23 protein-coding genes are annotated in these 25361 nt (G+C 72.4%); 14 read left to right on the top strand and 9 right to left on the bottom strand.

What is annotated here, in order from left to right; genetic code table 11:
* Positions 1–47 precede the first annotated feature (47 nt).
* Positions 48–1232: a fumarylacetoacetate hydrolase family protein gene (locus tag ABME02_RS02055; protein WP_353813604.1), complete on the top strand. Its 1185-nt coding sequence runs from the start codon at positions 48–50 to the stop codon at positions 1230–1232.
* A 33-nt stretch (positions 1233–1265) separates the two neighbouring features.
* Positions 1266–2771 carry an aldehyde dehydrogenase family protein gene (locus ABME02_RS02050; protein ID WP_353813603.1) on the top strand — a complete coding sequence of 502 codons (1506 nt, stop codon included), beginning with the start codon at positions 1266–1268 and terminating at the stop codon, positions 2769–2771.
* 49 nt (positions 2772–2820) lie between these two features.
* On the opposite strand, the gene ABME02_RS02045 is transcribed toward ABME02_RS02050, so the two are convergent.
* From ABME02_RS02045 to ABME02_RS02030, 4 genes are read right to left on the bottom strand one after another with little or no spacing between them, the layout of a single operon-like run.
* On the bottom strand, positions 2821–3789 hold the full coding sequence (locus tag ABME02_RS02045) for a sugar kinase (protein WP_353813602.1): 969 nt from the start codon (positions 3787–3789) through the stop codon (positions 2821–2823).
* The gene (gene eda / locus ABME02_RS02040) at positions 3786–4397 is read right to left on the bottom strand and encodes a bifunctional 4-hydroxy-2-oxoglutarate aldolase/2-dehydro-3-deoxy-phosphogluconate aldolase (protein WP_353813601.1); all 612 of its coding nucleotides are present in this window, start codon (positions 4395–4397) and stop codon (positions 3786–3788) included. Before eda ends, ABME02_RS02045 begins: the two co-directional genes overlap by 4 nt.
* Positions 4394–5152: an SDR family oxidoreductase gene (locus ABME02_RS02035; protein ID WP_353813600.1), complete on the bottom strand. Its 759-nt coding sequence runs from the start codon at positions 5150–5152 to the stop codon at positions 4394–4396. The genes eda and ABME02_RS02035 overlap by 4 nt, the downstream gene beginning before the upstream one ends.
* Positions 5149–6198: a zinc-dependent alcohol dehydrogenase gene (locus ABME02_RS02030; RefSeq protein ID WP_353813599.1), complete on the bottom strand. Its 1050-nt coding sequence runs from the start codon at positions 6196–6198 to the stop codon at positions 5149–5151. Before ABME02_RS02030 ends, ABME02_RS02035 begins: the two co-directional genes overlap by 4 nt.
* Positions 6199–6346: 148 nt before the next feature.
* Here ABME02_RS02030 and ABME02_RS02025 point away from each other — a divergent pair, with 148 nt between their 5' ends.
* Positions 6347–7318, top strand: a complete 972-nt coding sequence (locus ABME02_RS02025; protein ID WP_353813598.1) for an aldo/keto reductase — start codon at positions 6347–6349, stop codon at positions 7316–7318.
* 4 nt (positions 7319–7322) lie between these two features.
* On the opposite strand, the gene ABME02_RS02020 is transcribed toward ABME02_RS02025, so the two are convergent.
* The gene (locus ABME02_RS02020; RefSeq protein ID WP_353813597.1) at positions 7323–8039 is read right to left on the bottom strand and encodes a FadR/GntR family transcriptional regulator; all 717 of its coding nucleotides are present in this window, start codon (positions 8037–8039) and stop codon (positions 7323–7325) included.
* A 65-nt stretch (positions 8040–8104) separates the two neighbouring features.
* Here ABME02_RS02020 and ABME02_RS02015 point away from each other — a divergent pair, with 65 nt between their 5' ends.
* Genes ABME02_RS02015 through ABME02_RS02000 form a run of 4 tightly spaced genes read left to right on the top strand, consistent with a single transcriptional unit; the run spans position 8105 to position 10957 of the window.
* A complete protein-coding gene (locus ABME02_RS02015; protein WP_353813596.1) occupies positions 8105–8968 on the top strand; it encodes an amidohydrolase family protein in 864 nt (287 codons plus the stop codon).
* A complete protein-coding gene (locus ABME02_RS02010) occupies positions 8965–9819 on the top strand; it encodes a fumarylacetoacetate hydrolase family protein (protein ID WP_353813595.1) in 855 nt (284 codons plus the stop codon). Before ABME02_RS02015 ends, ABME02_RS02010 begins: the two co-directional genes overlap by 4 nt.
* Positions 9816–10583 carry an SDR family NAD(P)-dependent oxidoreductase gene (locus tag ABME02_RS02005; RefSeq protein ID WP_353813594.1) on the top strand — a complete coding sequence of 256 codons (768 nt, stop codon included), beginning with the start codon at positions 9816–9818 and terminating at the stop codon, positions 10581–10583. Before ABME02_RS02010 ends, ABME02_RS02005 begins: the two co-directional genes overlap by 4 nt.
* Positions 10580–10957, top strand: a complete 378-nt coding sequence (locus tag ABME02_RS02000; protein WP_353813593.1) for an L-rhamnose mutarotase — start codon at positions 10580–10582, stop codon at positions 10955–10957. Before ABME02_RS02005 ends, ABME02_RS02000 begins: the two co-directional genes overlap by 4 nt.
* Positions 10958–11013: 56 nt before the next feature.
* On the opposite strand, the gene ABME02_RS01995 is transcribed toward ABME02_RS02000, so the two are convergent.
* On the bottom strand, positions 11014–13263 hold the full coding sequence (locus tag ABME02_RS01995; RefSeq protein WP_353813592.1) for a beta-xylosidase family glycoside hydrolase: 2250 nt from the start codon (positions 13261–13263) through the stop codon (positions 11014–11016).
* A gap of 183 nt (positions 13264–13446) precedes the next feature.
* On the opposite strand from ABME02_RS01995, the gene ABME02_RS01990 reads away from it, so the two are divergent.
* The 5 genes from ABME02_RS01990 to ABME02_RS01970 are packed head-to-tail and all read left to right on the top strand — an operon-like array spanning position 13447 to position 19357.
* Positions 13447–14523 (top strand): LacI family DNA-binding transcriptional regulator, encoded by a 1077-nt coding sequence (locus tag ABME02_RS01990; protein ID WP_353813591.1) that lies wholly within the window; start codon positions 13447–13449, stop codon positions 14521–14523.
* Positions 14520–16145 (top strand): FAD-dependent oxidoreductase, encoded by a 1626-nt coding sequence (locus ABME02_RS01985; RefSeq protein ID WP_353813590.1) that lies wholly within the window; start codon positions 14520–14522, stop codon positions 16143–16145. Before ABME02_RS01990 ends, ABME02_RS01985 begins: the two co-directional genes overlap by 4 nt.
* Positions 16146–16156: 11 nt before the next feature.
* Positions 16157–17437 (top strand): ABC transporter substrate-binding protein, encoded by a 1281-nt coding sequence (locus ABME02_RS01980; RefSeq protein WP_353813589.1) that lies wholly within the window; start codon positions 16157–16159, stop codon positions 17435–17437.
* 17 nt (positions 17438–17454) lie between these two features.
* Positions 17455–18414, top strand: coding sequence for a carbohydrate ABC transporter permease (locus ABME02_RS01975; protein ID WP_353813588.1), 960 nt, complete (start codon positions 17455–17457; stop codon positions 18412–18414).
* Positions 18404–19357 (top strand): carbohydrate ABC transporter permease, encoded by a 954-nt coding sequence (locus ABME02_RS01970; protein ID WP_353813587.1) that lies wholly within the window; start codon positions 18404–18406, stop codon positions 19355–19357. The genes ABME02_RS01975 and ABME02_RS01970 overlap by 11 nt, the downstream gene beginning before the upstream one ends.
* Before the next feature lie 22 nt (positions 19358–19379).
* Here ABME02_RS01970 and ABME02_RS01965 read toward each other — a convergent pair whose 3' ends face one another.
* Entirely contained in the window at positions 19380–20291 is a 912-nt protein-coding gene (locus ABME02_RS01965; protein WP_353813586.1) for a LysR family transcriptional regulator, read from the bottom strand.
* Between the two features lie 96 nt (positions 20292–20387).
* On the opposite strand from ABME02_RS01965, the gene ABME02_RS01960 reads away from it, so the two are divergent.
* Together ABME02_RS01960 and ABME02_RS01955 are read left to right on the top strand one after the other, a co-directional pair.
* Positions 20388–21416 carry an MBL fold metallo-hydrolase gene (locus ABME02_RS01960; RefSeq protein ID WP_353813584.1) on the top strand — a complete coding sequence of 343 codons (1029 nt, stop codon included), beginning with the start codon at positions 20388–20390 and terminating at the stop codon, positions 21414–21416.
* A 43-nt stretch (positions 21417–21459) separates the two neighbouring features.
* Positions 21460–22821 carry an MFS transporter gene (locus tag ABME02_RS01955; RefSeq protein WP_353813583.1) on the top strand — a complete coding sequence of 454 codons (1362 nt, stop codon included), beginning with the start codon at positions 21460–21462 and terminating at the stop codon, positions 22819–22821.
* Positions 22822–22912: 91 nt separating this feature from the next.
* Here the strand turns inward: ABME02_RS01955 and ABME02_RS01950 are convergent, their stop codons facing one another.
* On the bottom strand, positions 22913–23938 hold the full coding sequence (locus ABME02_RS01950) for a CNNM domain-containing protein (RefSeq protein WP_353813582.1): 1026 nt from the start codon (positions 23936–23938) through the stop codon (positions 22913–22915).
* A complete protein-coding gene (locus ABME02_RS01945) occupies positions 23935–25299 on the bottom strand; it encodes a hemolysin family protein (protein ID WP_353813581.1) in 1365 nt (454 codons plus the stop codon). Before ABME02_RS01945 ends, ABME02_RS01950 begins: the two co-directional genes overlap by 4 nt.
* Positions 25300–25361: the final 62 nt, after the last annotated feature.

Raw genomic sequence — 25361 nt, 5'->3', positions numbered from 1 at the left:
CGCGCATCCGACCCGACCGGACCGACGAGACAGGATCCACCGGAACCATGACGAGCACCACCACGACCTGGCCCGATGCCCGCGGCATCCTGCCCGACGACGCCGAGACCGCGACCCTCGTCGGCCGCGCCTGGACTGCAGGCGGCCCGAGCGTCGTCGCGCTCCGACCCGAGGGCGTCGTCGACGTCTCGCGCGCCTTCCCCACGATGCGGGCGCTCACCGAGCACGACGACCCGGTCGCCGCGCTCGCCGCGGCAGGCGGCCCCGTGCTCGGGACCCTCGACGACCTCCTCGCGAACACGCCGCCCGAGACCCGCGACGTCGAGCTCCCGTGGCTGCTCTCGCCCATCGACCTGCACGTCGTCAAGGCCGCCGGTGTGACGTTCCCCGTCTCGATGCTCGAGCGCGTCATCGAGGAGCGTGCCCGCGGCGACCAGGACGCGGCGGCGGCCATCCGCGCCGAGATCCTCGGCACGATCGGCGGTTCGCTCGACGCGCTGAAGCCCGGCTCCGAGGAGGCCGCGGCGCTCAAGGCCCTGCTCATCGAGCGCGGGTGGTGGAGCCAGTACCTCGAGGTCGGCATCGGCCCCGACGCCGAGGTCTTCACGAAGGCGCCCGTGCTCGCGACGGTCGGCCCGTGCGTCGACGTCGGCGTGCACCCCGCCTCGCAGTGGAACAACCCCGAGCCGGAGGTCGTGCTCGTCGTCAGCTCGACGAGTCGCATCGTCGGCGCGAGCCTCGGCAACGACGTGAACCTCCGCGACGTCGAGGGCCGCAGCGCGCTGCTCCTCGGCAAGGCGAAGGACAACAACGCCTCGGCATCGCTCGGCCCGTTCATCCGGCTCTTCGACGACGGCTACGGCATCGACGACCTGCGCGCCTCGGTCGTGCGCCTCTCCATCGACGGCGAGGACGGCTACCGTCTCGACGGCACGAGCGAGCTCGCCCGCATCAGCCGCGACCCCGCCGACCTCGTCGGCCAGGTGGTCGGCGCGCACCACCAGTACCCCGACGGCTTCGTGCTCTACCTCGGCACGATGTTCGCACCCGTCGACGACCGCGACGTGCCCGGCCGGGGGTTCACGCACCGCGACGGCGACCTGGTGCGCATCGCCGAGCCCCGCCTCGGCGCGCTCGTGAACCGCGTCCGCTCGACGGCCGAGGCCGAACCCTGGACGTTCGGCATCGACGCCCTCTACCGATCCCTGACCGTGCGCGGCCTGCTGGGCTGAGCCCGCCCGCGCCCACCGACCTCTGGAGACGAGATGCTGACCAGCACCGACCCCCGCACCGGCGAGACCCGTCCGACCGGCATCGCCGCATGCACCCCCGACGAGGCCGACGCCGTCATCAGGGCAGCGGATGCCGCATTCGCCGAGGCGTCCGCCCAGGACCGCCCCTGGCGGGCCGGACTGCTCGACGCGCTCGCCGACGCGCTCGACGCGAATCGCGACGAGCTCGCCGGCATCGCCGACCGGGAGACCGGCCTGGGCCTGCCCCGACTCACGGGCGAGGTCGGTCGCTCGAGCTTCCAGTTCCGCATGTTCGCCGAGGCCCTCCGGGACGGCGGCGTCCTCGAGGCGACCATCGACCACGCCGGAACGACCGCGCTCGGCACCCAGCCCGAGATCCGGCGCATGCTCGTGCCGCTCGGCACGGTCGCGGTGTTCGGGTCGAGCAACTTCCCGTTCGCGTTCTCGGTCGCGGGCGGTGACACCGCGTCGGCGCTCGCCGCGGGCAACGCCGTCGTGCTGAAGGCGCACTCCTCGCACCTCGAGACCTCGCGCGCCACGCACGCCGTGCTGCGCGACGCAGCGGTCGCTCACGGCGCTCCGGCGGGCCTCATCGGCATCGTCTACGGCACCGGGGCCGGCCGGGTGCTCGTCTCGCACCCGCTCGTGCAGGCGGTCGGCTTCACCGGGTCGCTCGGCGGCGGCCGCGCGCTCATGGAGCTCATCGACGCGCGCCCGCGCCCGATCCCGTTCTACGGCGAACTGTCGAGCCTCAACCCGCTGATCATCACGCCGGCCGCGGCGGCGGCGCGCGGCGAGGCGATCGCCGAGGGCCTGTACGCCTCGTTCACGCTCGGCAGCGGCCAGTTCTGCACCAAGCCGGGCGTCGCGTTCGTACCGGCCGGCGCGGCGGGCGACGCGCTCGTCGCGCGCATCGCGTCGAAGGCGGCGGATGCCGCGGCCTCCGTGCTGCTCAACGAGCGCATCGCCACCTCGTTCGACGAGATCCGCGACCGCCTGGTCGCGGACGGCGCGCTCGAGGTGCTCGCGCAGGGCGTGGCCGATCCGGGCGCGGGATTCACGGCCGCGCCGGCCGTGCTCGCCACGACGGCCGCCGGGCTCACCGCAGAGGCGACCGAGGAGGCCTTCGGCCCGCTGATCGTCGTCGTGCGCTACGCCGACGACGCCGAGGTCGTGCGGGCGCTCGACGCCGTGCCCGACTCGCTCACGGCGACCGTGCACAGCGAGGCGTCCGAGGCCGACGCGGTCGCCGCGCTCGTGCGCGAGCTCGCGCCGCGCGTCGGACGCCTCGTGTTCGACGGCTACCCGACGGGCGTGCGCGTCTCGTGGGCGCAGCACCACGGCGGGCCGTGGCCGGCGACGAACTCGCAGCACACGTCGGTCGGCGTGAGCGCCATCCGCCGGTTCCTGCGGCCGCTCGCCTGGCAGGACGCGCCGCAGGCGCTGCTGCCCGCCGAGTTGCGCGACGACTACGAGGGCATCCCGCGTCGCGTCGACGGCGTGCTGCGGCTCGGCTGACGTCCGGGAGGGCGGGCGGCGCGTGCCGCGCGCCCGGGTGCGTTCGGGCTCAGCGCGTGACCGGGTCGTCGCCGTGCCGACGCTCGAGGTCGCGCCGGGTCGGGAACCCCTCCCAGTCGCCCGGGTGCGTGCACGCCGCGGCGCCGGTACGCACCGCGAGGTCGAGCCGCCCGTCGACGTCCTCGCCCGCGAGGCGCGCCGCCAGGAAGCCGGCGACGAACGCGTCGCCCGCGCCGACCGTGTCGACGACCGCCACCGGGACGGCGGCGCGCTCGTGCACCTCGCCGTCGGCGAACGCGATCGCGCCCGCCTCGCCGAGCTTCACGACGACCTCGCTCGGCCCGAGGTCGGCGATCGCGCGGGCGAGGCCGGACGGCGTGGCACCCGCGCCATCCAGCCCGGTCAGCAGCTCGGCCTCGTCGAGGCCCGCGAAGACCAGGTCGGCCTGCGCCGCGAGCGAGCGGTACACGATGGCTGCCGAGGCCGGGTCCGGCCACAGCGAGCTGCGATGGTTCACGTCGAACGAGACCGGCACCCCGGCGGCGCGCGCCCGGTCGACGGCCCCATCGATCGCGGCGTGCGCGGTGCTCGAGAGCGCGGGCGTGATGCCGGTCACGTGCAGCAGCGCGAACGCACCGACGTCGACGAGGTCGAGGTCGGCGGGGGAGAGCCGGCTGCCGGCGCTGCCGGCGCGGTGGTAGGTCACGACGGTCCGCCCGGGCGCGGGCGTCTCCTTGATGAGGAGGCCGGTGGGCGCGGCATCCGTCGGCGCGACGACGTGCACGCCCTCGGCGCGGAGTTCGCGCACGACGCGCGTGCCGAGCCCGTCGTCGCCCACGCGGCCGAGCCAGGTCACGGGGGTGCCGAGGCGCGCGAGGCCGATCGCCACGTTGCCCTCGGCGCCGCCGGTGCCGACGACGAGGTCGGACTCGTGGGCGAGCGAGCCGAGGCCGCGCGTGCGGAGCACCCCGAGGCCCTCGCCGAGCGTCAGCACCCCGCGGGAGCCCGGCGCGTTCACGGCGACACCGCCGCGACGGCCTCGCGGCTCAGCCGCTCGACGGCCTCGACGTCGCCCGCCGCGATCAGCTCACGGGTCGCCATCCAACTGCCGCTCACCGCGAACACGTTCGGGTCGGCGAGGTAGTCGGCGGCGTTGGCCGCGCTCACGCCGCCGCTCGGCAGGAACCGCACGTCGGGGAACGGGCCCGCGAGCGCGCGGATCAGCCCGAGCCCGCCGAGCGGGCCGGCTGGGAAGAGCTTCAGGTGCGTGAGGCCCAGGCGCACCGCGCGCTGCACCTCGGTCGCCGTCGCGACGCCGGGCACGACGTCGACGCCGCGGGCGAGCGCGCGGTCGACGACGTCGTCGGCGAGCCCGGGGCTCACGACGAAGCGGGCCCCCGCGTCGACGACCCGATCGACGTCCTCCGGGGTGAGCACGGTTCCCGCGCCGACCGTGAAGTCGGGCAGGTCGCGCAGCGCCGCGATCGCGTGGATCCCGGCCGGCGTGCGCAGCGTGATCTCCGCGCACCCGATGCCGCCGCGCCGCAGCGCCTCGGCGACCGGCACCGCCCGGTCGACGTCGTCGAGGACGATGACCGGGACGAACCGCTCGCCGTCGAGCATCATCGGCCGAGCCATCCGCCGTCGACGGGGAGCACGACGCCCGAGACGTAGTCGGCGGCGGGCGAGGCGAGGAAGACCGTCGCCCCGGCGATGTCGTCGGCGCGGCCCCACCGACCTGCCGGGATCCGGTCGAGGATCGCCGTCGAGCGGTCGGGGTCGTCGCGGAGCGCCTGCGTGTTGTCGGTCGCGATGTAGCCGGGCGCGATGCCGTTGACGGTGACGCCCTTCGCGGTCCACTCGTTCGCGAGGGCCTTGATGAGCCCGGCGATGCCGGACTTCGCCGCCGTGTACCCGGGGACGTTGATGCCGCCCTGGAAGCTCAGCAGGCTGGCCGTGAAGATCACCTTGCCGCGCCCGCGCTCGAGCATGCCCTGCGCGACGGCCTGGGTGAGCACGAACTGGCTCGACAGGTTCACCTCGACGACGCGGTCCCAGAGCTCGAGCGGATGCTTCGCCGCGGGCGCCCGCTCGATGGTGCCGGCGTTGTTCACGAGGATGTCGATGCGACGGTTGCGGAGCGACTCGGCGAAGGCGAGGATCGCCGATCGGTCGGCGAAGTCGACCGCGTGCGCCTCGAAGCTGCGGCCGTGGGCGGCGACGGCCGCGGCGATCGCGCTGCCCTCGGCCTCGAGGCTCGCACTGACGGCGATGATGTCGGCGCCGGCCGCGGCGAGCGCCTCGGCCATCGCGAAGCCGATGCCGCGCTTGGCGCCCGTGACGAGCGCCGTGGTCCCGGTGAGGTCGAAGCTGACGGTCATGCCGGGGCCTCCTCGCCGGTCGCCGGCTGGCCGGCCTGGACGTCGACCAGCACCTTCATGGCGCGGCCGCCCTCGAGGTCGTCGAAGGCGGCCCGGGTCTCGGCGAGCGGCACGACCTTGGTGATGAGGAGGTCGCTCGGGATGGTGCCGTCGGCCACGAGCTCGACGGCGGTCTCGAAGTCGGTGCGCTGGTAGACGCGTGCGCCGAGGATGCGGAGTTCCCGCCAGAAGACGCGCTGCAGGTCGATCTCGCGCGGCTGCGGGTGGATGGCGACGACGACGAGCGTGCCGCGCACCTTGACGAGCGAGGTCGCGCCGAGCACCGCTGCGGCGGCCCCCGAGACCTCGAACACGACGTCGGCTCCGGCGCCGCCGGTCCACTCCTCGACCCAGGCGACCTGGTCGACCTCGCGCGGGTCGAGCGTGGCGAAGCCGAGGCCGGCGATCTGCGCGCGGCGGTTCGCGTCGAGTTCGATCACGGCGACCTCGGCGCCGAAGGCGCGCGCGACGGTCGCGATGAGCACGCCGATCGGTCCGCCGCCGATGACGACGGCCTTCTCGCCGGGTGCGACCTCGGAGCGCCGCACGTCGTGGACGGCGACCGCGACGGGTTCGACGAGCGCCGCGGCGTCGAGGGCGGTGCCCTCGGGGAGCGCGACGAGCACGTCGGCCGGGACGTTCCAGTACGCCTGGAGGGCGCCCGGCGAGTCGATGCCGATGAAGTCGAGGTTCTGGCAGATGTGCTCGTTGCCCGCGAGGCACGCGGGGCACGTGCCGTCCCACGCGAGCGGCATCACGGTCACGGCGTCGCCGACGTTCCACCCTGCGACGCCCTCGCCGATCGCGGCGATCTCACCGCTCATCTCGTGGCCGAACACGAGCGGGGTCTGCACGCGCGCGTCCATGCTGCCGTGGAGGATGTGCAGGTCGGTGCCGCAGAGCCCGACGTAGGCGACCCGCACCTGCACCTGGCCGTGGGCCGGTGGCCGCGGTTCGGCCTCCGAGACGGTGATGGTCGAGTCGCCCGTGTACGCGGCGGTCAGCATTGATCCTCCCAGCGGATGTCTGTGGTTCGACGCGAGAGATTCAGGAGACCTTTGCGCCGTGCTTCGGTCCATTGTGACAGAGAAATGGAATCTCGGCACGGAATCATCTAACCTTTAGACAGTCTTGTCGTCCCATGGAGGTTCCTCGATGTTGAGTCGCACCCTGCGGTCCGGCGCTGCCCTCACCGAGCTCGGATTCGGCGCCGCGCAGCTCGGCAACCTGTACCGGCCGACGACCGACGACGAGGCGCGCGAGGCGGTCGACGCGGCCTGGGCGAGCGGCATCCGCTACTTCGACACGGCGCCCCACTACGGCCTCGGCCTCTCGGAGCGGCGACTCGGCGAGGCGCTCCGCGATCGCCCCCGCGACGAGTTCGCGCTCTCCACGAAGGTCGGACGACTGCTCGTGCCGAGCGGGTACCCCGAGGGCACGATGGACGACGGCGGCTTCGCCGTCCCGGCGACGCTCCGCCGCGAATGGGACTTCAGCCGCGACGGCGTCCGCCGCTCGGTCGAGGAGAGCCTCGAGCGGCTCGGCCTCGACCGCATCGACATCGCCTACCTGCACGACCCCGACGGCCACGGCCCGCAGGCGCACGCCCAGGCGATCCCGGCGCTCATCGAACTGCGCGACGAGGGCGTCGTCGGCGCGATCGGCGCCGGCATGAACCAGTCGGCGATGCCCGCCGAGTTCGTCGCCCGGCACGACGTCGACGTGATGATGCTCGCCGGACGCTACACGCTCCTCGAGCAGGTCGCGCTCGACGACCTGCTGCCGATCGCCCTCGAGCGCGGCGTCGGCATCGTCGCCGCGGCCGTCTACAACTCCGGCCTGCTCTCGAAGCCCCGCCCGGCCACCGATGCGACGTACGACTACGGCCCCGCTCCGGCCGAGGTGATCGCCCGGGCGAACGCCATCGCCGACGTGTGCGAGGAGTTCGGCCTGACGCTGCCCGAGGCCGCCGTCGCGTTCCCGCTGCGCCATCCGGCCGTCGTCTCGGTCGTGGTGGGCATGCGCACCGCCGACCAGGTCGCCGGCACGGTCGCCCGCTACGGCGCCGAGATCCCCGATGGGTTCTGGCGGGCGCTGTCCGAGCGGGGGCTCGTGCGCGATGCCTGAGTCGTCAGTCCTCGTCGACGGGCTGCTCGTCGACGTGCCGTTCGGTGTAGTCCTCGACGCCGAGCACGTGCACGCTCATGCGGATGCGGGCCCGGTCGGGGTCGTGCGCCTCGAGCGCATCGAGGATGGCGCGGTGCTCTCGCTGGGTGTCGTGCACCGCCCCGTGCTGGTGGATGGCGCGCCAGAGCCTGGCGCGCGCGGTGCGGCCGACCAGCGCGTCGATGAGCGCGGCGAACGCGGGGTTGCCGCTCGCGTTCGCGATGACGCGGTGGAACTCGGTGTCGACGTCGATCGTCGCCTCGAGGTCGATGTCGTCGCCCGCCGCGAGGATCGCCTCGCCGCGCTCGAGGATCCGGCGCGCCTCGGCGAGCTCCTCGTCCGTGATCCGGAGCGCGGCGTGCGCGGCGGCCTCGGGCTCGAGCACGCGTCGGACGCCGAGCAGGTGCACGCTGTTCTCGGGGCTCTGGAGCTCGGCGAGCATGCCGAGCGGCTCGAGCAGCTGGCCCGGCTCGAGCGAGGTCACGTAGGTGCCGTCGCCCTGGCGGGTCTCGAGCACGCCGAGCACGACGAGCGCGCGGACGCCCTCGCGCAGCGGTCCGCGGGAGACGCCGAGCCGGGCGCCGAGCTCGCGCTCGACCGGCAGCCGGGAGCCGGCGACGAGCTCGCCGCTGGTGATCATCTGGCGGATTCCGTCGATGACGACGTTCGAACGCGATCCCATGCGCTCAGCATAGGTGCTGGACCCAGAGTCATCAGACCTTTCACCACGAACCGCGAGGAGGCGGCATGAGCGGCATCATCGACACCCACCAGCACGTCTGGGACCTGGACCGTGCACGATACGACTGGCTCACGCCGGAGGCCGGCGTGCTGTACCGATCCATCGGCATGGACGAGGTGCTCCCGGCCCTCGCCGCGACCGGCGTCACCGGGACGGTGCTCGTGCAGTCCGCCGACGACGACGAGGACACCGACCTCATGTTCGAGGTCGCGGCGAGCGAGCCGCTCGTCGTCGGCGTCGTCGGCTACGTGCCCCTGCACGAGCCGGAGCGCGCGGCCGAGCGGCTCGAGGAGCTCCGACGCCGGCCGCTGTTCCGCGGCGTCCGCAACCTCATCCACGACCGGCCCGACCCGCGCTGGCTGCTCCGCGACGATGTCGACGCCGGGCTCGGCGTCCTCGAGGCGGCCGGTGTGCCGTTCGACGTCGTCGGCGTCCTGCCCGAGCACCTCGAGGCGGTGCTGGAGGTCTCGGAGCGCCATCCGGACCTGGACCTCGTGCTCGACCACCTCAACAAGCCGCCGATCGGGAAGGACGAGCACGAGCCCTGGGCCTCGCTCATCGCCGAGGTCGCCCGGAACCCGCGCGTGCACGCCAAGGTCTCCGGCCTCTACTCGGCCGTCGGCGACCCGGCCGACTGGACCGTCGAGACCGTCCGCCCCGCCTTCGAGCACGCGCTCGACGTGTTCGGCCCCGGGCGGCTCATGTACGGCGGCGACTGGCCCGTCTCACTCATCGCCGGCGGCTACGAGCGCGTGTTCTCGGGCATCTCGGCGCTGGTCGACGGACTCGACGCCAACGACCGCGACCTCATCCTCTCCGGCACCGCACGCCGGTTCTACTCGCTCCCCGACACGGAAGGCTCACGATGACCGACAGCTTCACCCTCGCCCGCCTGGGCGCACCCGGCCGGGAGGTGCCCGTCGTCCGCGTCGGCGACCGCGTGCTCGACGCTCGCGGCGTCACCGCCGACTACGACGGCGCGTTCTTCGCCGCCGACGGCATCGCCCGCGTGCGCGACGCGCTCGACGCGCTCCCCGAGTACGACGGCGACGCCGCCCGCGTCGGCGCGCCGATCGCGCGCCCGGGCAAGATCGTCTGCATCGGGCTGAACTACCGCGACCACGCGGAGGAGACCGGCGCGGCCCTGCCCGCCGAGCCGGTCATCTTCATGAAGGACCCGTACACGCTCGTCGGCCCGAACGACGACGTGCTGATCCCGAGGAACTCCACGAAGACCGACTGGGAGGTCGAGCTCGGCGTCGTCATCGGCCGGGCCGCGCGGTACCTCGACTCGCCGGAGGACGCGCTCGCGCACGTCGCCGGCTACGCCGTCTCGCACGACGTCTCGGAGCGCGAGTTCCAGCTCGAGCGCGGTGGCCAGTGGGACAAGGGCAAGAGCTGCGAGACGTTCAACCCGTTCGGCCCCGACCTCGTGCCCGCCGGGCAGGTCGCCGACCCGCAGCAGCTCGGCCTGCGCCTCTGGGTGAACGGCGAGCTCCGCCAGGACGGCTCGACCGCGAACATGCTCTTCTCCGTCGCGCACGTCATCTGGTACCTCAGCCAGTTCATGGTGCTGCAGCCGGGCGACGTCATCAACACGGGCACTCCCGCGGGCGTCGCGCTCGGGCTGCCGGGCACGCCCTACCTCCGGGACGGCGACACCGTCGAGCTCGAGATCGACGGCCTGGGCCGCTCGGGACAGAAGCTGGTGCAGGCATGAGCGCCGCGGAGTTCGACGGCCTCGTCGCCGTCGTGACCGGCGGCGCATCGGGCATCGGACTCGCCGCCGCGCAGGAGCTCGCCGCGCGCGGTGCGCGCGTCGCGGTCCTCGATCGCAGCGTCGAGGGCCTGCCGGAGCCGCTCGTCGGCTTCGCCGCCGACGTCACCGACCGCGCCTCGATCGGGGACGCCGTCGCGGCGATCGGCGACCGGTTCGGCCGCATCGACGTGGTCGTGAACAACGCGGGCGTCAGCGCGGTCGGCACCGTCGAGGACAACGACGACGCCGAGTGGGCGCGCGTGCTCGACGTCAACGTCACGGGGATGGCCCGCGTCACCGCGGCAGCGCTGCCGTGGCTGCGGCGATCGGATGCGGCATCCGTCGTCAACCTCTGCTCGATCGCCGCGCTGAACGGCCTCCCGCAGCGCGCGCTGTACTCGGCGTCGAAGGGGGCAGTGCTCGCCCTCACCTACGCGATGGCGACGGACCACGTCGGCGAGGGCGTCCGCGTCAACTGCGTGAGCCCGGGCACCGTCTCGACCCCGTTCGTCGAGCGGATGCTCCAGGGGTTCGCCGACCCGGTGGCCGAGCGCGCGGCCCTCGACGCCCGCCAGGCGACGGGGCGCATGGTCACCCCCGAGGAGGTCGCCGGCGCGATCGCCTACCTCGCGAGCCCACGCTCGGGCTCGACCACCGGCACGGCGCTCGAGGTCGACGGCGGCGTCACGCACGTCCGCGCTCGTGCGGCGGGAGCCCGGGCATGAGCGGCGACTCCGCGATCACGGGTCCGACCCGGGGCACCGGCGTGACCCGCGTGCGCCGCCTCGGCTCGGTCATCGGCCTGCCCGCCGAGCACCGCGAGGAGTACGAGCGCCTGCACGCCGACGTGTGGCCGAAGGTGCTCGAGCGGCTGAAGCTCAGCAACGTCCGGAACTACTCGATCTACCGCCACGGCGACGTGCTCTTCGCGTACATGGAGTACGTCGGCGACGACCTCGAGGCCGACATGGCCGCCATCGCGGCCGATCCGACCACGCAGCAGTGGTGGTCGGTGTGCGAGCCGCTGCAGCGCCCGTACCCCGAGCGCGGCCAGGGCGAGTGGTGGATGGAGCTCCCGGAGATCTTCCACCTCGACTGAGCCGCCCGGGAACGCCGCGGTGCGCACCGCCCGTGCGCACCGCGACCCCGCTCGGCTCACCCGACGGTGAGCGGCTTCGACGCGGTCGTGCCGGCGCCGTTGGCGAACTCCATGACGAACACGTGCTCGCCCGTGAGGCCCACGATGGGCACCTCGACGTGCTGGGCCGCCGGCGTCGCCGCGACGAGCGTGCCGGCGGCGACCTCCTCGCCGTCCTGCAGCAGCCGCCACGAGTCGGCGTTGGTGCCCCACCAGAGGTCGGCCGAGAGCGTGAACGTGCCGTCGCCGTCCCAGTCGTCGTCCGACAGCTTGGGCGTGCCCGGCTCGGCGTCGGTCACCTTCACCGTGAGCGGCTTCGTGGCCGTCGTGCCCTGCGAGTTCGCGAGCTCGCCGCGGAACTCGTAGGTGCCGTTCGGCAGGCCCGTGATCGGCACGCTCGCGTGCTGCGCCTCGGGCGACGACGGCTCGAGGGGGACCGTTGCGATGAGGTCGTCGTCCCGGTAGAGCCGGAACCGGGTGGCGTTCGTGCCCCACCAGAGGTCCATCCGGACGTCGAAGTTCCCGTCGTCGAGGCCGTACTCCCAGCCGCTCGTAGAGCTCAGCACCGCCGTGCCGGGCGCCGCCGACTCGTCGTCGTCGGTCAGCAGCTCCGCGAGGCACGCCTCGTAGTCCTCGGGCGTCGGCGACCAGCGGATCCAGTCGAACGTCGCATCGATCTCCTCGGCGCCGAGGCTGCCGCGGAAGGCGTACGGTCCGACGTGGGTGAACGGCGTCTCCGAGAACAGGAACGGGCGGCCGTAGTCGGTGAAGTTCGCGCCGTCGTACGACACGCTCGACTGGATCGCGACGCCGTCGCTCGTCATGCGCAGCCACACGGTGTCGGCCTCGGGGACGGCCGGCGCGGCGGTGTCCTGTCGATTGTTCCCGTTCAGGTACCTCACGACCTCCAGCGTCTTGCCCGGCGTCGCCCGGCCGAGGTCGAACTTGCCGTACACGGTGTCGGACGCGTAGAGCAGGAGCCCCGCCTGCTGGTACCGCTCCGCGACATCGATCGTCACCTTCGTGGTCAGCTGCCACGGGCCGTCCGGCAGCTCCTGCTGGGGGAGGGATGCCGCGGCCACGCCGCCCTCGTACGCGGGGATCGTGAGCACGCCGTCGCTGACCGCGTGCCGCGCGGCGTCCGCGCGGACGACGCGGTCCCAGTCGGTCGAGAGCGCGTCGCCCTCGAACTCGTCCGAACCGGGTGCGGCGCACCGGTCGAAGACGGGGTTCTCGGGGTCGACGGGCCAGGCGACGGGGTCGGGCCCGCCGGGGCCCTCGACATCGGGACCGGCCTTCGCCCATGCGATGGTCGCGCCGAGGCGGTCGCCGGACTCGTAGAAGAGCCAGGTGTCCTCGCCCTGCGACAGGATCTCAGGCGCGGCGACCCGGCCGACGTCGTCGCCGACGCCGCTCGAGCGGTGCAGCAGCTGCGCGTCGCCGACCTCGGTGAGCGTCGGGTCGATGGTGCGCGCCATCACGTTGCCCGTGGAGTTGTGGTAGATCACGTAGAGCTGTCCGCCCCACTCCCAGAGGTTGCCGCCCGAGACGTTGCCGCTGTCGCCGGTGCCCGGGTCGACCACGGTGCCGGGCCGCACGTCCCAGGTGCGGCCGTCGACGGACTCCGCGAGCTTCAGGTGCCGGTGGTTGTCGGTGAAGTTCGCCATGTAGAACATGCCGTACCGGTACCCGGACGAGGGGTCGGGGTGCTCGAAGACGCGCGCGTAGCTCGTCTCCGTGACCTCCGGACCGCCCATCGCGTTGGTGACGGCGACGTCGCCGTAGTCGAAGTGGACGCCGTCGGTGCTCGTCGCGTACCGGGTCACGGAGTTCTCGCCGTGGAAGTAGAGGAAGACCTCGCCGGCCTCCTCGTTCCAGATCGCGTCGGGCGACGACACGTGCGAGACGTCGTAGTACGGCGACCAGTCGCTGGCGATGATCGGGTTGGCCTCGTACTCGGTCCATGGGCCGTCGAGGCTGTCGGCGTACATGAGCATGATGCCGGCGGGGCGGTCGTGCGGGGCGAGGTAGAGGTACCACTCGCCGAGCGGGTCGTCCAGGTACGCCCCGGCGTGGAACACGCTCGGGAAGATGAACTCGTTCGTCGGGTTGTAGAGCATCTCCGCCTTGTCGGTGATGACGCCCTGGTAGACGAAGTCGGGGAACGGTTCGGCCGCGGCCGCCGGGGCGGTCGCGGTGAACGGGGCGATCGCGAGTGCGGCGATCGCGGCGATGGCGGCGGCGCGTGGGCGCCGGCTGACGGGCATGCGGTAGCTCCTTCGATACGCGGGACCGGTCGGATGCCGCGACGGACGGCCCCTGCGGCGGATGGGCCGTCCTCGGCCTGCGCTGGGGCTTCTGTGACATCCGGCTTGCTAATCCGTATTAGCATCCGGTACGGTCTACGCTAATGCGGATTAGCACCGCAGGACAAGACCCGAAGGATCTCGATGACGACTTCCCAGACCCCGCCGCGACGCATCACGCAGCGCCGCATCGCGGAACTCGCCGGCGTGAGCCAGGCGACCGTCTCGCTCGTGCTGAACGACAAGGCCGACGGAGCCGGACGCATCCCCGAGGAGACCCGCGACCGCGTGCTCCAAGTGCTGCGTGAGACCGGCTACGTGGCCGATCCCGCCGCCCGACGCCTCGCCGGCCTCGGCAACAAGATCCTCGGCGTCTTCACCTACGAGCCCGCGTTCCCGACCGAGAGCCAGGACTTCTACGCGCCGCTGCTCAGCGGCATCGAGGAGGCCGCGGAGGAGCTCGGCTGCGACCTGCTGCTCTTCACGAGCGCCCCGGTGGTCGACGGCACCCGGCGCCTCCTCCACGAGAACAACCGCCTGCGGCTGGCCGACGGATGCCTCCTGCTCGGCGTCGAGATGGACCCGGTCGAGCTCGAGCGACTCGTCGCCGACGGCTTCCCGTTCGTCGCCGTCGGTCGTCGCGAGGTCGAGGGCGTGCCCTACGTGGCCATCGACTACGCGCAGGGCGCGGCCGAGCTCGTCGGTCGCGCCTGGGAGCTCGGCCACCGGCGGTTCGCCTACGTGCACGTCGACAGCACTGGCGAGTCGGTCATGGACCGCCGCGCCGGCGTCGTCGGCGAACTCGAGCGCCGGGGTGGTCCCGTCGCCGCCGCGGAACTGCTCGCGATGCCGGTCGACGGGGCGGATGACGCGGCGCTGCGGTCCGCGCTCGACGAGGTCCGCACGGCGGGCGCGACCGTGCTCGTGGTCGAGACCCACGAGACCGCCGTGCGGCTGCGCGGGCTCGCCGCGGCGGCCGGCGTCGAGGTGCCTGGAACGCTCTCGCTCATCGTGCTCGGCGACGCGGCCCGCGCGAACGGCGACTCGGGCGACTTCACCCGGCTCAGCCCGCCTCGGAGCGCGCTCGCGAGTGCCGCGACCACCCTCCTCGCGCGCATCCTCGACCCGCACGACGACATGCCGGACGAGGAGCTTCGCCAGACGCTCGCCTGCCCCGTGATCGCAGGCACCACCCTCGTCGCCCCGGAGGACGCCGCATGACCGGCCGTGCCGCGAGCGAGCTCCACGCCGACGTGCTGGTCGTGGGCGGAGGCCTGGGCGGGGTCGCCGCCGCGCTCGGCGCGCTCGAGGCCGGCCGCTCGGTCGTCCTCAGCGAGGAGTACCGCTGGCTCGGCGGCCAGCTCACGAGCCAGGGAGTGCCGATGGACGAGCACACCTGGATCGAGTCCTTCGGGGCGACGGCCCGCTACCGTGCCCTCCGCGACGGCATCCGCGACTACTACCGGCGGCACTACCCGCTGACGGCTGCCGCGCGCGAGGACCCGCACCTGAACCCCGGCGCCGGCCTCGTCGGCCGGATCTGCGCCGAGCCGCTCGTCGGCGTCGCGGTGCTCGAGTCGATGCTCGCGCCGTACCGCGCGACCGGGCGACTCCGGATCCTCCAGCCGGCCGTGCCGGTGGCGGCGCAGGTCGACGGCGACCGCGTCGAGTCCGTCACCCTGCGTGGACTCGACGACGGGCACGAGACGACGGTGAGCGCCGACTACGTCATCGACGCGACCGAGCTCGGCGACCTGCTGCCGCTCACGGGCGCCGAGTACGTCACCGGGTTCGAGTCACGCCACGACACGGGCGAGCCGAGCGCCCCCGAAGCGGCGCAGCCCGACAACCAGCAGGCGTTCAGCTGGTGCTTCGTCGTCGACCACGTCGCCGGCGACCACACGATCGACCGTCCCGAGCAGTACGACGCGTGGAGCACGGCGCAGCCGGAGTACTGGGGCGCGCCGATGATCTCGCTCACGGGGCCCGACCCGCGCACGCTGGAGACCGTCACCCGCACGTTCACGCCGAACGACGACGCACCCGGCGACCTCGTCGCCGACCAGCGCGCGGACGCCGGCGACCGCGAGCTCTGGACGTTCCGCCGCATCGTGGCGCGTCGCAACTTCACGCCCGGTGCGTACGCGAGCGACGTCGTGCTCGTGAACTGGCCGATGATCGACCACGTCGACGGCACGATCGTCGACGTGCCGGACGAGGTGCGGGCGGAGCGCGAGCATGCGGCCCGGCAGCAGTCCCTGTCGATGCTGTACTGGCTGCAGACCGAGGCGCCCAGGCCCGACGGGGGCACCGGATTCCCCGGGCTGCGGCTCCGGCCCGACCTCACGCAGGGGCCAGACGGGCTCGCGATGGCGCCCTACATCCGCGAGTCGCGCCGCATCCTCGCCGAGACCACGGTCACCGAGCTCGACCTCTCGATCGCGGCATCCGGCCAGGACGGCCCGGCCGTGTTCGGCGACAGCGTCGGCGTCGGCATGTACCGCATCGACCTCCACCCCTCCAGCGGCGGCGACAACTACCTCGACCTGCCCTCGCGTCCCTTCGAGATCCCGCTCGGAGCCCTGATCCCCCGACGGCTGGAGAACCTCCTGCCGGCGGGCAAGAACGTCGGTACCACCCACATCACCAACGGAGCGTTCCGGCTCCACCCGGTCGAGTGGAACATCGGCGAAGCGGCGGGCCGCCTCGCGGCCTTCTGCCTCGATCGTGCGTCCCGCCCCCGCGCGATCCGCACCACCCCTGGGCTCCTCGAGGAGTTCCAGTCCCTGCTCACACAGCGAGGCGTCGAGCTGCACTGGCCGCACGGCGTCTCCGGATACTAGGAGAAACCACCATGAGATCAGCAAGGGTGCTGACGGGTCTCGCGCTCGCGTCGGTCGCGGCGATGGCCCTGTCGTCGTGCTCCGGAGGCGGGGCGTCATCCGAGTCGGAGGACATCGAGCTGCGGATGACCGTGTGGACCTCGAACGAGGACCACCTCGCCCTGTTCGACTCCATCGCCGAGGCGTACATGGAGGAGCACCCGGAGGTGACCGAGGTCACCTTCGACCCGCTCCCGTTCGAGGACTACACCTCGACCGTGACGACCCAGATCGCCGGCGGCTCCGCCCCCGACCTGGCGTGGATCCTCGAGAACGCCGCCCCCGACTTCGTCGACTCGGGTGCGCTGCTCCCGCTCGACGAGACGCTCGAGGCCGACCCGGACTACGGCTTCGACGACCTCTCGGAGAGCGCCACCGCGCTCTGGCACGACGACTCGGGCGCCCTCGTCGCCTACCCGTTCTCGACGTCGCCGTTCGTGATGTTCACCAACGACGACCTGCTCGCCGAGGCCGGCCTGCCGACCGCCGCCGAGATGCAGGCGAACGGCGACTGGAACTGGGAGGGCGTCTCCGAGGCGGGCGCCGCGGTGCACGAGGCCACCGGCAAGGCCGGCTTCGTCATCCGCGACTTCGACTACACCACGTGGGACAACCTCGCCTCGGTGTGGATGGGCTGGGGCGCCGCGCCCTGGAGCGAGGACGGCACGCAGTGCACCTTCGACGCGCCCGAGATGGTCGACGCGTTCGAGTTCCTGCACGACGCCGCCTTCGACGCCCAGTCGATGCCCGGCCCCGGCACCACCGCGGACTTCTTCGCGGGCGAGTCGGCGTTCACCGTGACCCAGATCTCGCGTGCGTCGCTGCTCGACGGCAGCTTCGCCTGGGACCTGCTGTCGCTGCCCGAGGGCCCGGTGGGCGAGTACTCGATGGTCGGCCAGGCCGGCATCGGCGTCATGGCGTCGGGTGCGCATGCGGATGCCGCGGCCGACTTCCTCGCGTTCTTCACGAACCCCGAGAACTCGCAGCAGCTCGCGCAGTACTTCCCGCCGCCCCGCGTCTCGCAGCTGAACGTCGAGACGCTCGCCGCCACCAACCCGACGCTCACCCCCGAGCAGATCGAGGACGTGGTGATCCCCGGCATCGAGATCGGCGTCACCCGGCCGAGCCACACCGACTCGGCCGAGATCGGCCAGGAGGTCCGCAGCTCGCTCGACGCCCTCTGGGTGGCGGACGCCGACATCCCCGGTACGCTCGCCGACACCTGCACCGCGATCGACCCCCTGCTGGGCTGAGGAAGGCGACTCCCTCCATGGCCACCACCACGACGACTCCGGGTCGGGCCCAGGCCCGGCCCGGGGTCGCCCCCGCGCCGCAGCGGCGACGCCTCGTGCCCTCGTACCGGGCGCGCGACGCGCTCGCCGGGTACCTGTTCGTCGCACCGCAGGTGCTCGGCATCGGGCTCTTCGTCCTGCTGCCGCTCGGGCTCATCTTCTGGTACTCGTTCCACGAGTGGAACGTCCTCGCCGGCACGTTCCGCTGGGTCGGGCTCGAGAACTTCGAGAAGCTCGTCGCCGACCCGAAGCTCGCTCCGGTGCTCCAGGCCACCGCGGTCTTCTCGATCGGGCTGGTCGTGTGCAACCTGGCGCTCGCGCTCCTGCTCGCGGTCCTGCTGAACCGCAAGGTCCGCGGAATGACCGCGTTCCGCACGATCTTCTTCTCGCCCGTCGTGGTCTCGCTCGTCGCCTGGACCATCGTGTGGTCGTTCCTCATGCAGGACAACGGCGGCATCAACGGCCTGCTGCAGCTCGTCGGCATCGACGGGCCGAACTGGCTGCGCGAGGGCCCCACCGCCATGGCCTCCGTCATCGTCGTCCAGGTCTTCAAGAACGTCGGCCTCAACATGGTCCTCTTCCTCGCCGCCCTCCAGGGCGTGCCCCAGGAGATCCAGGAGGCCGCGCGGATGGACGGCGCCTCCGATCGCCAGCTGTTCTGGCGCATCACGGTGCCGCTCATCTCGCCGACGATCCTGCTCACCTCGATCATCACGATCGTCGGCTCGCTGCAGGTGTTCGCCCAGATCGCGGTCCTCACGCAGGGCGGCCCGGGCATCTCGACGACCGTGCTCGTCTACTACCTGGTGCAGCAGGCCTTCGACTTCCATCACTTCGGCTACGGATCGACCCTGGCCATCCTGCTCTTCGGCATCGTGCTGGTGCTGACCATCGCGCAGTGGCAGCTGCGCAGGAGGTGGGTCTTCTATGAGAACTGAGTCCGTCGCCCTCCGCGAACGGCACGAGGCGGAGCCGGCCGTGCCGGTGGTGCCGCCGCTCGGCGCGGCATCCGTCGACGCCCCGACCCACCGCCCCGCCGGACGTCGCCCCCGCAGCCCATGGCGCAACGTCGTCTTCTACGGCGTGCTCTGCCTGCTCGCCGTGCCGTTCGTCTTCCCGACCTGGTGGATGGTCACCTCGTCGTTCAAGCCGATCAGCGAGATCTTCGCGTTCCCGCCTGAGCTGTGGCCGTCGAACCCGACGCTCGACGGCTACGTGGGCGCCTTCACCGAGCAGCCGTTCGCCGAGCAGTACTTCAACTCGATGTACATCGCGATCCTGGTGACCCTCGGCACGATGCTGTTCTCGTCGATGGCGGGCTACGCGTTCGCGCGCATCCGCTTCCCCGGCCAGAACGTGCTCTTCGTGGTAGTGCTCACGGGGCTGCTCATCCCGAGCGAGGTCACGATCGTGCCGCTGTTCCAGATGTTCAACTCGTGGGGCATGATCGACACCCACTGGCCGCTGCTGCTCGTCACGACCTTCGGCGCGCCGAGCGTGCTCGCGACGTTCATCATGCGGCAGTACTTCATCACGCTCCCGGTCGAGCTCGAGGAGGCGGGGCGCATCGACGGCCTCGGGCGCTGGCGCATCTACTGGAGCATCGCCCTGCCGCTCAGCCGGTCGGCGCTCGCGGCGGTCGCGATCTTCACGTTCCTCAACGTGTGGAACCTCTACCTCGAACCCACCGTCTACCTGCAGACGCCCGAGCTCTTCACGCTGCCGCAGGCGCTCACGCGCTACACCGACGCGTACGGCGGCGAGATGTGGAACATCCAGCTCGCCGCGGCGGCCATGACCGCGCTGCCCGTGCTCGTCGTGTTCGTCTTCGCGCAGAAGCAGTTCGTCGAGGGGCTCGCCCAGACCGGGCTGAAGGGGTGAACGGCGGGAGGCGGTGGGCTCCTCAGCCCATCGCCTCCTGCATGCCCGCCTCGCCGAGGAGCCCGACCAGGGCGTCGAGCCGCGCGGTGCGCCGCTGCCCGTGCGGCATCGCGAGGACCACGTCGTTGGGCTCGACCGCATCGCGGACGCGGACGTACGCGACGTGCCGCCCGTCGAAGCTCTGGGTGCCGCGCGGGCGGCCGCTGAACACCGAGTAGCCGAGGCCGCGGGCGACCATCGCGCGCACGGTCTCGGGGTTCGCGAACGCCCAGCCGGCGCGCGGCACGACGCCGGCCTCCTCGATGAGCGTCTCGATCACGCCGCGCGAGCCCGCGGGCTGCACGAGGATGAGGCGTTCGTCGGCGAGGTCGGCCAAGGCGACGTCGTCGGCCTGGGCGAGCGGATGCCCCTCGGGGAGCACCGCGTAGGGCGCGAGGGAGCGGATGGTGCGGGCAGCCAGGCCCGGCGCGAGCTGCCGCCGGTAGAGCAGCGCGGCATCCGCCGTACCCGCGCGGACCAGCTCCTGCACCTCGCTCGCGAGCCCGTCGACGAGGTCGAGCTCGACGCGCGGATGCCGCTCGGCGAACGCCTCCGCCAGCGGGGGCAGGACGCGCGGCGACAGGGCGACCGTGCAGGCGACGCGGAGCGGACCTGCCACCTCGTCCTGCTCCGCGCCGGCGAGTTGCGCGAGCTCGTCGAGGTCGTCGATGATGCGGCGCGCGACGGGCAGCATCCGCTCGCCGGGGCGGGTGAGGACGACCCCCTTGGCCGGGCGCCGCACGAGCACCTGGAGGCCGAGCGTGCGCTCCATCTCGGCGAGGCCCGTCGACACCGCGGCCTGCGAGGCGCGGCACCGCTCGGCCGCGGCGCTCAGCGTGCCGAGGTCGGCCGCGGCCACGAAGTACTCGAGCTGTCGGACCGTCACGCCATTCATCGGTTCTCCTTATGAAGACCTTCGAAAACCTCCGCTGTACAGAACATTATGCGCCGCCGACGATGGTCTCATCAGGCACGTCGAAGGAGACACCGCATGACCGAGACCGAGCACCGCATCGTCACCCTGGGGACCGCAGGGGGTCCGCGCTGGTGGACGCCGATCGACGCGCACTCCCGGTTCGGCATCTCGACGGCCGTCGCCGTCGGCGACCGCGTCTACCTGGTCGACGCCGGCCTCGGCGCCGGACGCCAGTTCACCCGCGCGGGGTTCCGGATGGACCAGCTCGGCGGCATCTTCCTCACGCACCTCCACTCCGACCACACCACCGACCTCGCGAACCTCGCGCTGTTCGGCATGTTCGGGCTGAGCGGGGAGGGCGCGCCGATCCCGATCATCGGCCCCGGCGATCGCGGTGCGCTGCCGCCCGTCTCGCCGCGCGCGACCGTGCCGCCGCGGCCGGTCGCCCCGCACCTGCCGACGCCCGGCACCGCCGACCTGTTCCGGCTCCTGATGGAGGCGCAGGCCACCGACCTCAACGACCGCGTGCTCGACGCGCTGCGGCCGTCGCCGATGGATCTGTTCGACGCGCGCGACATCGCGATCCCCGCCGGCATCGGGTACCACCCGAACGACGCCCCGACGCCCGACATGGACCCCTTCACCGTCTTCGAGGACGACCGCGTGCGCGTCGACGCGATCCTCGTGCAGCATCCGCCGATCGCGCCCGCCTTCGCGTTCCGGTTCACGACCGACGAGGGCTCGGTCGCGATCTCCGGCGACACCGCGCCGTGCGCGAACACCGTCCGGCTCGCCGCCGACGTCGACCTGCTCCTGCACGAGGCCATCAGCTTCGAGTGGGTCGCCGAGGCCTACGGATCGCGCGAGGACGAGACCTCGCGCGCCTCGATCGACCACCACCGGAAGTCGCACACCAGCGTCGAGGAGGCGATCGCCCTGGCTCAGGAGGCCGGCGCGCGTCGCCTCGCCCTGCACCACCTCGTCCCGGGGCACCTGCCCACGGACGCCTGGCTCCGCGCCGCCGCCGGAGCCGACCTCGAGGTCCTCGTCCCCGACGACCTCGCCCGCATCTCCTTCGCCCGGGAGCGCGTGCTCGCGGCCTGACCGCGCCCGCACGCCGTGACACACTGAGACAGAGAGGTCGACGATGACCCAGATCACCCGCACCGCACCCCACGAGACGACGATGCCGACCACCGCGGCCGACGGCACGCAGCTGTCGATGACCACGAAGGACATGCGACGCATCATCGCGTCGAGCTTCATGGGCAGCATGATCGAGTTCTACGACTTCATCCTCTACGCGACGGCGGCGAGCCTCGTGTTCGGCCAGGTGTTCTTCGCCGGCCTCGGTCCCGCCTTCGCCACGTTCGCCTCGTTCGCGACCTTCGCCGTCGGCTACCTCGCGCGGCCGCTCGGCGGCATCGTCTTCGGGCACTTCGGCGACACGCGCGGCCGCAAGGTCGTGCTGATCCTGACGATGCTCCTCATGGGCGTCGCCTCGACGATCATGGGCCTGCTGCCGCCGACCGAGTCGGTCGGCATCATCGCGCCGATCCTCCTCGTGCTGCTCCGGATCGTGCAGGGCGTCTCCGTCGGCGGAGAGTGGGGCGGCGCCATCCTCGTCGCCCTCGAGCACGCGCCGAAGCAGCACCGCGGACTCGCGGCGAGCTTCGCGAACGCGGGCGGCCCGGTGGGTGCCGTCCTCGCGACGCTCATGCTGAGCTTCTTCTCGCTGCTGCCGGAGGACCAGTTCCTCACCTGGGGATGGCGCGTGCCGTTCCTGTTCAGCATCGCGCTCGTCGCCGTCGGCCTCGTCATCCGCCTCCGCGTCGCCGAGACCCCGATGTTCCAGCAGTTGGAGCAGATCGGCGCCCGCCGCCGCGTTCCGATCCTCGACGTGCTGCGCAACCACTGGCGCGCGGTGATCATCGCGTTCGTCGCGGTGCTCTCGTTCACCACCTCGCAGGGACTCATGACGGTCTGGGGCGTCTCGGAGGCGGTGGGGAGCGGCGCCGACCCCACCGGAGTCCTCAACTGGAAGGCGACCGCCGCGGTCGTGACGGTCGTCGTCTCCATCCTCGCGGCGAAGGCCAGCGACCGACTGGGGCGTCGCACGATGATCGTCGCCGGCTGCGCGCTGGGCATCGTGCTCGCGCTGCCGATCATCACGCTGCTCCAGACCGGCACCGTGTGGGGCTTCGCGATCGCGATCATCCTGGGCAACGGACTCGTGCAGGGCATGGTCTACGGGCCGATCGCCGCCTTCGTCGCGGAGCAGTTCCCCACCGCACTGCGTTTCTCCGGGGCATCCGCGGCGTACCAGTCGGCCTCGACGGTGGGCGCGGGCTTCTCGCCCCTCATCGCCACGAGCCTCGTGATCGGGTTCGGTGCGACGTGGCCGGTCGCGGTCTTCTGGATGGTCGTGCTCGCCGCGAGCGCGGGCGCCGTGCTGCTCGCCAAGGAGAGCAAGGACGTCGACATCCACGCCAGGCGCGGAGAGCGCTGAGCTCGGCTCACGGCGGGCCCGGCCGGACGACGGCCGGGCCCGCCGTCCTGTTCGGAGGGGCGCGGATGCGGAACGGCCGTCCCGCGGATGGTCACCGGTTCTCGGGCAGGTCCCCGGCGACGGGCAGCACGCGTTGGATCACGTCGGTCAGCGTGACGATGCCGAGCAGCTCGCCGTCGCGTTCCACGACGGCGAGCTGCACCTGCTCCTCGCGCATGCGCCGGAGGAGTTCGTAGGCGGGGGTCGCGGCGTCGACCCGGAAGGCGGGCCGCGCGAAGTCGGCCGCGCGGTCGCCGTCGGCGGCGAGCAGGGTGTCGCGAACGTGCACGACCTCGTCCATCCGACCGGTGCGGTCGACGAGGAGGATGCGCAGGTGCCCGGATGCCAGTGCCGCCTCGCGGAGGTCGGCGACCGTCGCATCCGCCGGTGCGGCGGTCGGAGCGCCGTCGGGCCTGGTGATGTCGTCGACGGTGAGCTCCTGCAGCGCGATCACCTCCGTGATCTGCGACCGCAGCTCGGGCTCGAGCACGCCCACCTGCGTCGAGTACTCGACGAGGTTGCGGATGGTGTCGGCGTCGCGCCCGCCGACCGCCGCGCGATCGACGGGCTCGACCCCGGTCCTCGCCACGAGTGCGTTGGCGATCCGGTTCACCCACAGCAGGAACGGCCGGAAGATGCGGATGAAACCGCGGGAGGGCAGGCCGATGAGCTTCGCGGCTCGCTCCGGATGTGCGATCGCCCACGACTTCGGCGCCATCTCGCCGACGACGAGGTGCAGGAAGGTGACGATGAGCAGTGCCAGCGCGAATGCGGCTCCGCCGGCCAGCCACTCCGGCAGGCCCCACCCGAGGAACACCGGGCCGAGCCACTCGTCCACCGCCGGCTTCGTGACCGCGCCGAGCGCGAAGGTCGAGGCCGTGATGCCGAGCTGTGCTCCCGCGAGCATGACGGTGAGCTCGTTCATCCCGCGCAGCGCCGCCCGGGCGGATGCGCTGCCGGCGGCGTCCTGCTCCAGGCGGTGGCGTCGGGCCCCGATCAGGGCGAACTCGATGATCACGAAGAAGGCGCTGAGCACGATGAGCCCGACGGTCACCGGGATGACGATCCAGGGGTTCATCGCTCGGCCTCCGGCTCGATGAGGGCGACCCGCACGACGGACGGCACGTGCCGATCGATCTCGGCGGCCTCGATGCGCAGTCGCGCCGACTCCGGTTCGTCCTGCTCCGCGAGGTCCGCACCGCTGACGGGAAGTTCGACGTCCACCACCTGACCCGGCCTCGGCAGATCGCGGAGCTCCGCGATCATGAGGCCCGCGATGGTCTCGTAGTCGCCGCGCGGCAGCCCGCGGCCGATGATGCGCGCCACCTCGTCGAGGTGGACATCCCCGTCCATGACCCAGACGCCGTCCGCGTCACGGGCCGCACCGGCGGTCGTCTCTACGTCGTGCTCGTCGGCGATCTCGCCGACGAGCTCCTCCGCGAGGTCCTCGATCGTCACGACGCCGCTGAAGCCGCCGTATTCGTCGATGACGCACGCGAGCTCGTTCCGGGTCTCGGTCAGGGCGTCGAGCGCGTCGGGCAGCGGCATCAGCGTCGGCACGACGAGCGGCTCGCGCATGATGTCGCGCACCGCGCGACGATCCTCCGGGTCGGCGCGCATCACGTCGGCGAGGTGCACCACGCCGATGGGTTCCTCGCGGTCGCCGATCACCGGGTAGCGCGTGTGCCCGCTCGCCATGATCGTCCGCAGGTCGGCGATCGGCGTGTCGGGCGCGACGACGTCGACGCGCACCCGCGGGACCATGGCGTGCTCGACGTCGCGACGCGGGAAGTCGAGGATGCGATCGAGCAGGATCGACAGCTCGTCGGGGAGGTCGCCGCTCGCCCGCGAGTCGTCGATGATGTGCTCGAGGTCCTCCGCGGTGGCGCTCGAGTCGACGTCGTGCACGGGCTCGACGCGGATGAGGCGGAGCACGGCGTTGGACGCCGCGTCGAACAGGGTGATGAGCCAGCCGAACACGCCGAGGTAGGCCTGCGTCGACCGGGCGAGGCCCCGCGCCAGCGGTTCCGGGTTCGCGATGGCGAGGTTCTTGGGGAACAGCTCGCCGAAGATCATCTGCGCGACCGTCGCGAGCGCGAGCGCGAGCACGGTGCCGATGGAGACGCCGACGGCCGGCGGCACGCCGACGCCGCCGAGCAGGGCTCCGAGCGACTCGCCGATGAACGGCTCGGCGACGTACCCGGCGAGCAGGCCCGTGACCGTGATCCCGAGCTGTGCGCCCGAGAGCATGAACGACGTGCGCCGGGTGACCGCGAGCGCGCGTTCAGCAGCCGCATCGCCCTGTTCGGCCGCCGCCCGCAGCCGTGCGCGGTCGACGGACATGTACGCGAACTCCTGCGCGACGAAGTAGCCGTTCGCGGCGATGATCGCGGCGGTCAGCACGATGCCGATGAGGAGGAGCAGGAGGGCCGCGGTCACGACAGTGCCTCGGCGGGACACGCGGGAACGCGTCGGGGACCATCGACAGGGTTGGGCACGGG

The organism is Agromyces zhanjiangensis, from assembly GCF_040496055.1.
GTDB lineage: Bacteria > Actinomycetota > Actinomycetes > Actinomycetales > Microbacteriaceae > Agromyces > Agromyces zhanjiangensis.
Note: the sequence above shows the minus strand (reverse complement) of the source record. Positions and strands in the feature narration are given on the sequence as shown.

Coding starts and splice junctions, on each gene's coding strand:
- ABME02_RS01960 (WP_353813584.1), top strand. CDS start 20,388: ATGACCGAGACCGAGCACCGCATCGTCACCCTGGGGACCGCAGGGGGT.
- ABME02_RS02030 (WP_353813599.1), bottom strand. CDS start 6,198: ATGCTGACCGCCGCGTACACGGGCGACTCGACCATCACCGTCTCGGAG.
- ABME02_RS02055 (WP_353813604.1), top strand. CDS start 48: ATGACGAGCACCACCACGACCTGGCCCGATGCCCGCGGCATCCTGCCC.
- ABME02_RS02015 (WP_353813596.1), top strand. CDS start 8,105: ATGAGCGGCATCATCGACACCCACCAGCACGTCTGGGACCTGGACCGT.
- ABME02_RS01990 (WP_353813591.1), top strand. CDS start 13,447: ATGACGACTTCCCAGACCCCGCCGCGACGCATCACGCAGCGCCGCATC.
- ABME02_RS01975 (WP_353813588.1), top strand. CDS start 17,455: ATGGCCACCACCACGACGACTCCGGGTCGGGCCCAGGCCCGGCCCGGG.
- ABME02_RS02035 (WP_353813600.1), bottom strand. CDS start 5,152: ATGACCGTCAGCTTCGACCTCACCGGGACCACGGCGCTCGTCACGGGC.
- ABME02_RS01970 (WP_353813587.1), top strand. CDS start 18,404: ATGAGAACTGAGTCCGTCGCCCTCCGCGAACGGCACGAGGCGGAGCCG.
- ABME02_RS02000 (WP_353813593.1), top strand. CDS start 10,580: ATGAGCGGCGACTCCGCGATCACGGGTCCGACCCGGGGCACCGGCGTG.
- ABME02_RS01995 (WP_353813592.1), bottom strand. CDS start 13,263: ATGCCCGTCAGCCGGCGCCCACGCGCCGCCGCCATCGCCGCGATCGCC.
- ABME02_RS01950 (WP_353813582.1), bottom strand. CDS start 23,938: ATGAACCCCTGGATCGTCATCCCGGTGACCGTCGGGCTCATCGTGCTC.
- ABME02_RS02025 (WP_353813598.1), top strand. CDS start 6,347: ATGTTGAGTCGCACCCTGCGGTCCGGCGCTGCCCTCACCGAGCTCGGA.
- ABME02_RS01965 (WP_353813586.1), bottom strand. CDS start 20,291: ATGAATGGCGTGACGGTCCGACAGCTCGAGTACTTCGTGGCCGCGGCC.
- ABME02_RS01980 (WP_353813589.1), top strand. CDS start 16,157: ATGAGATCAGCAAGGGTGCTGACGGGTCTCGCGCTCGCGTCGGTCGCG.
- ABME02_RS02005 (WP_353813594.1), top strand. CDS start 9,816: ATGAGCGCCGCGGAGTTCGACGGCCTCGTCGCCGTCGTGACCGGCGGC.
- ABME02_RS01985 (WP_353813590.1), top strand. CDS start 14,520: ATGACCGGCCGTGCCGCGAGCGAGCTCCACGCCGACGTGCTGGTCGTG.
- ABME02_RS02010 (WP_353813595.1), top strand. CDS start 8,965: ATGACCGACAGCTTCACCCTCGCCCGCCTGGGCGCACCCGGCCGGGAG.
- ABME02_RS02020 (WP_353813597.1), bottom strand. CDS start 8,039: ATGGGATCGCGTTCGAACGTCGTCATCGACGGAATCCGCCAGATGATC.
- ABME02_RS02050 (WP_353813603.1), top strand. CDS start 1,266: ATGCTGACCAGCACCGACCCCCGCACCGGCGAGACCCGTCCGACCGGC.
- ABME02_RS01955 (WP_353813583.1), top strand. CDS start 21,460: ATGACCCAGATCACCCGCACCGCACCCCACGAGACGACGATGCCGACC.
- eda (WP_353813601.1), bottom strand. CDS start 4,397: ATGATGCTCGACGGCGAGCGGTTCGTCCCGGTCATCGTCCTCGACGAC.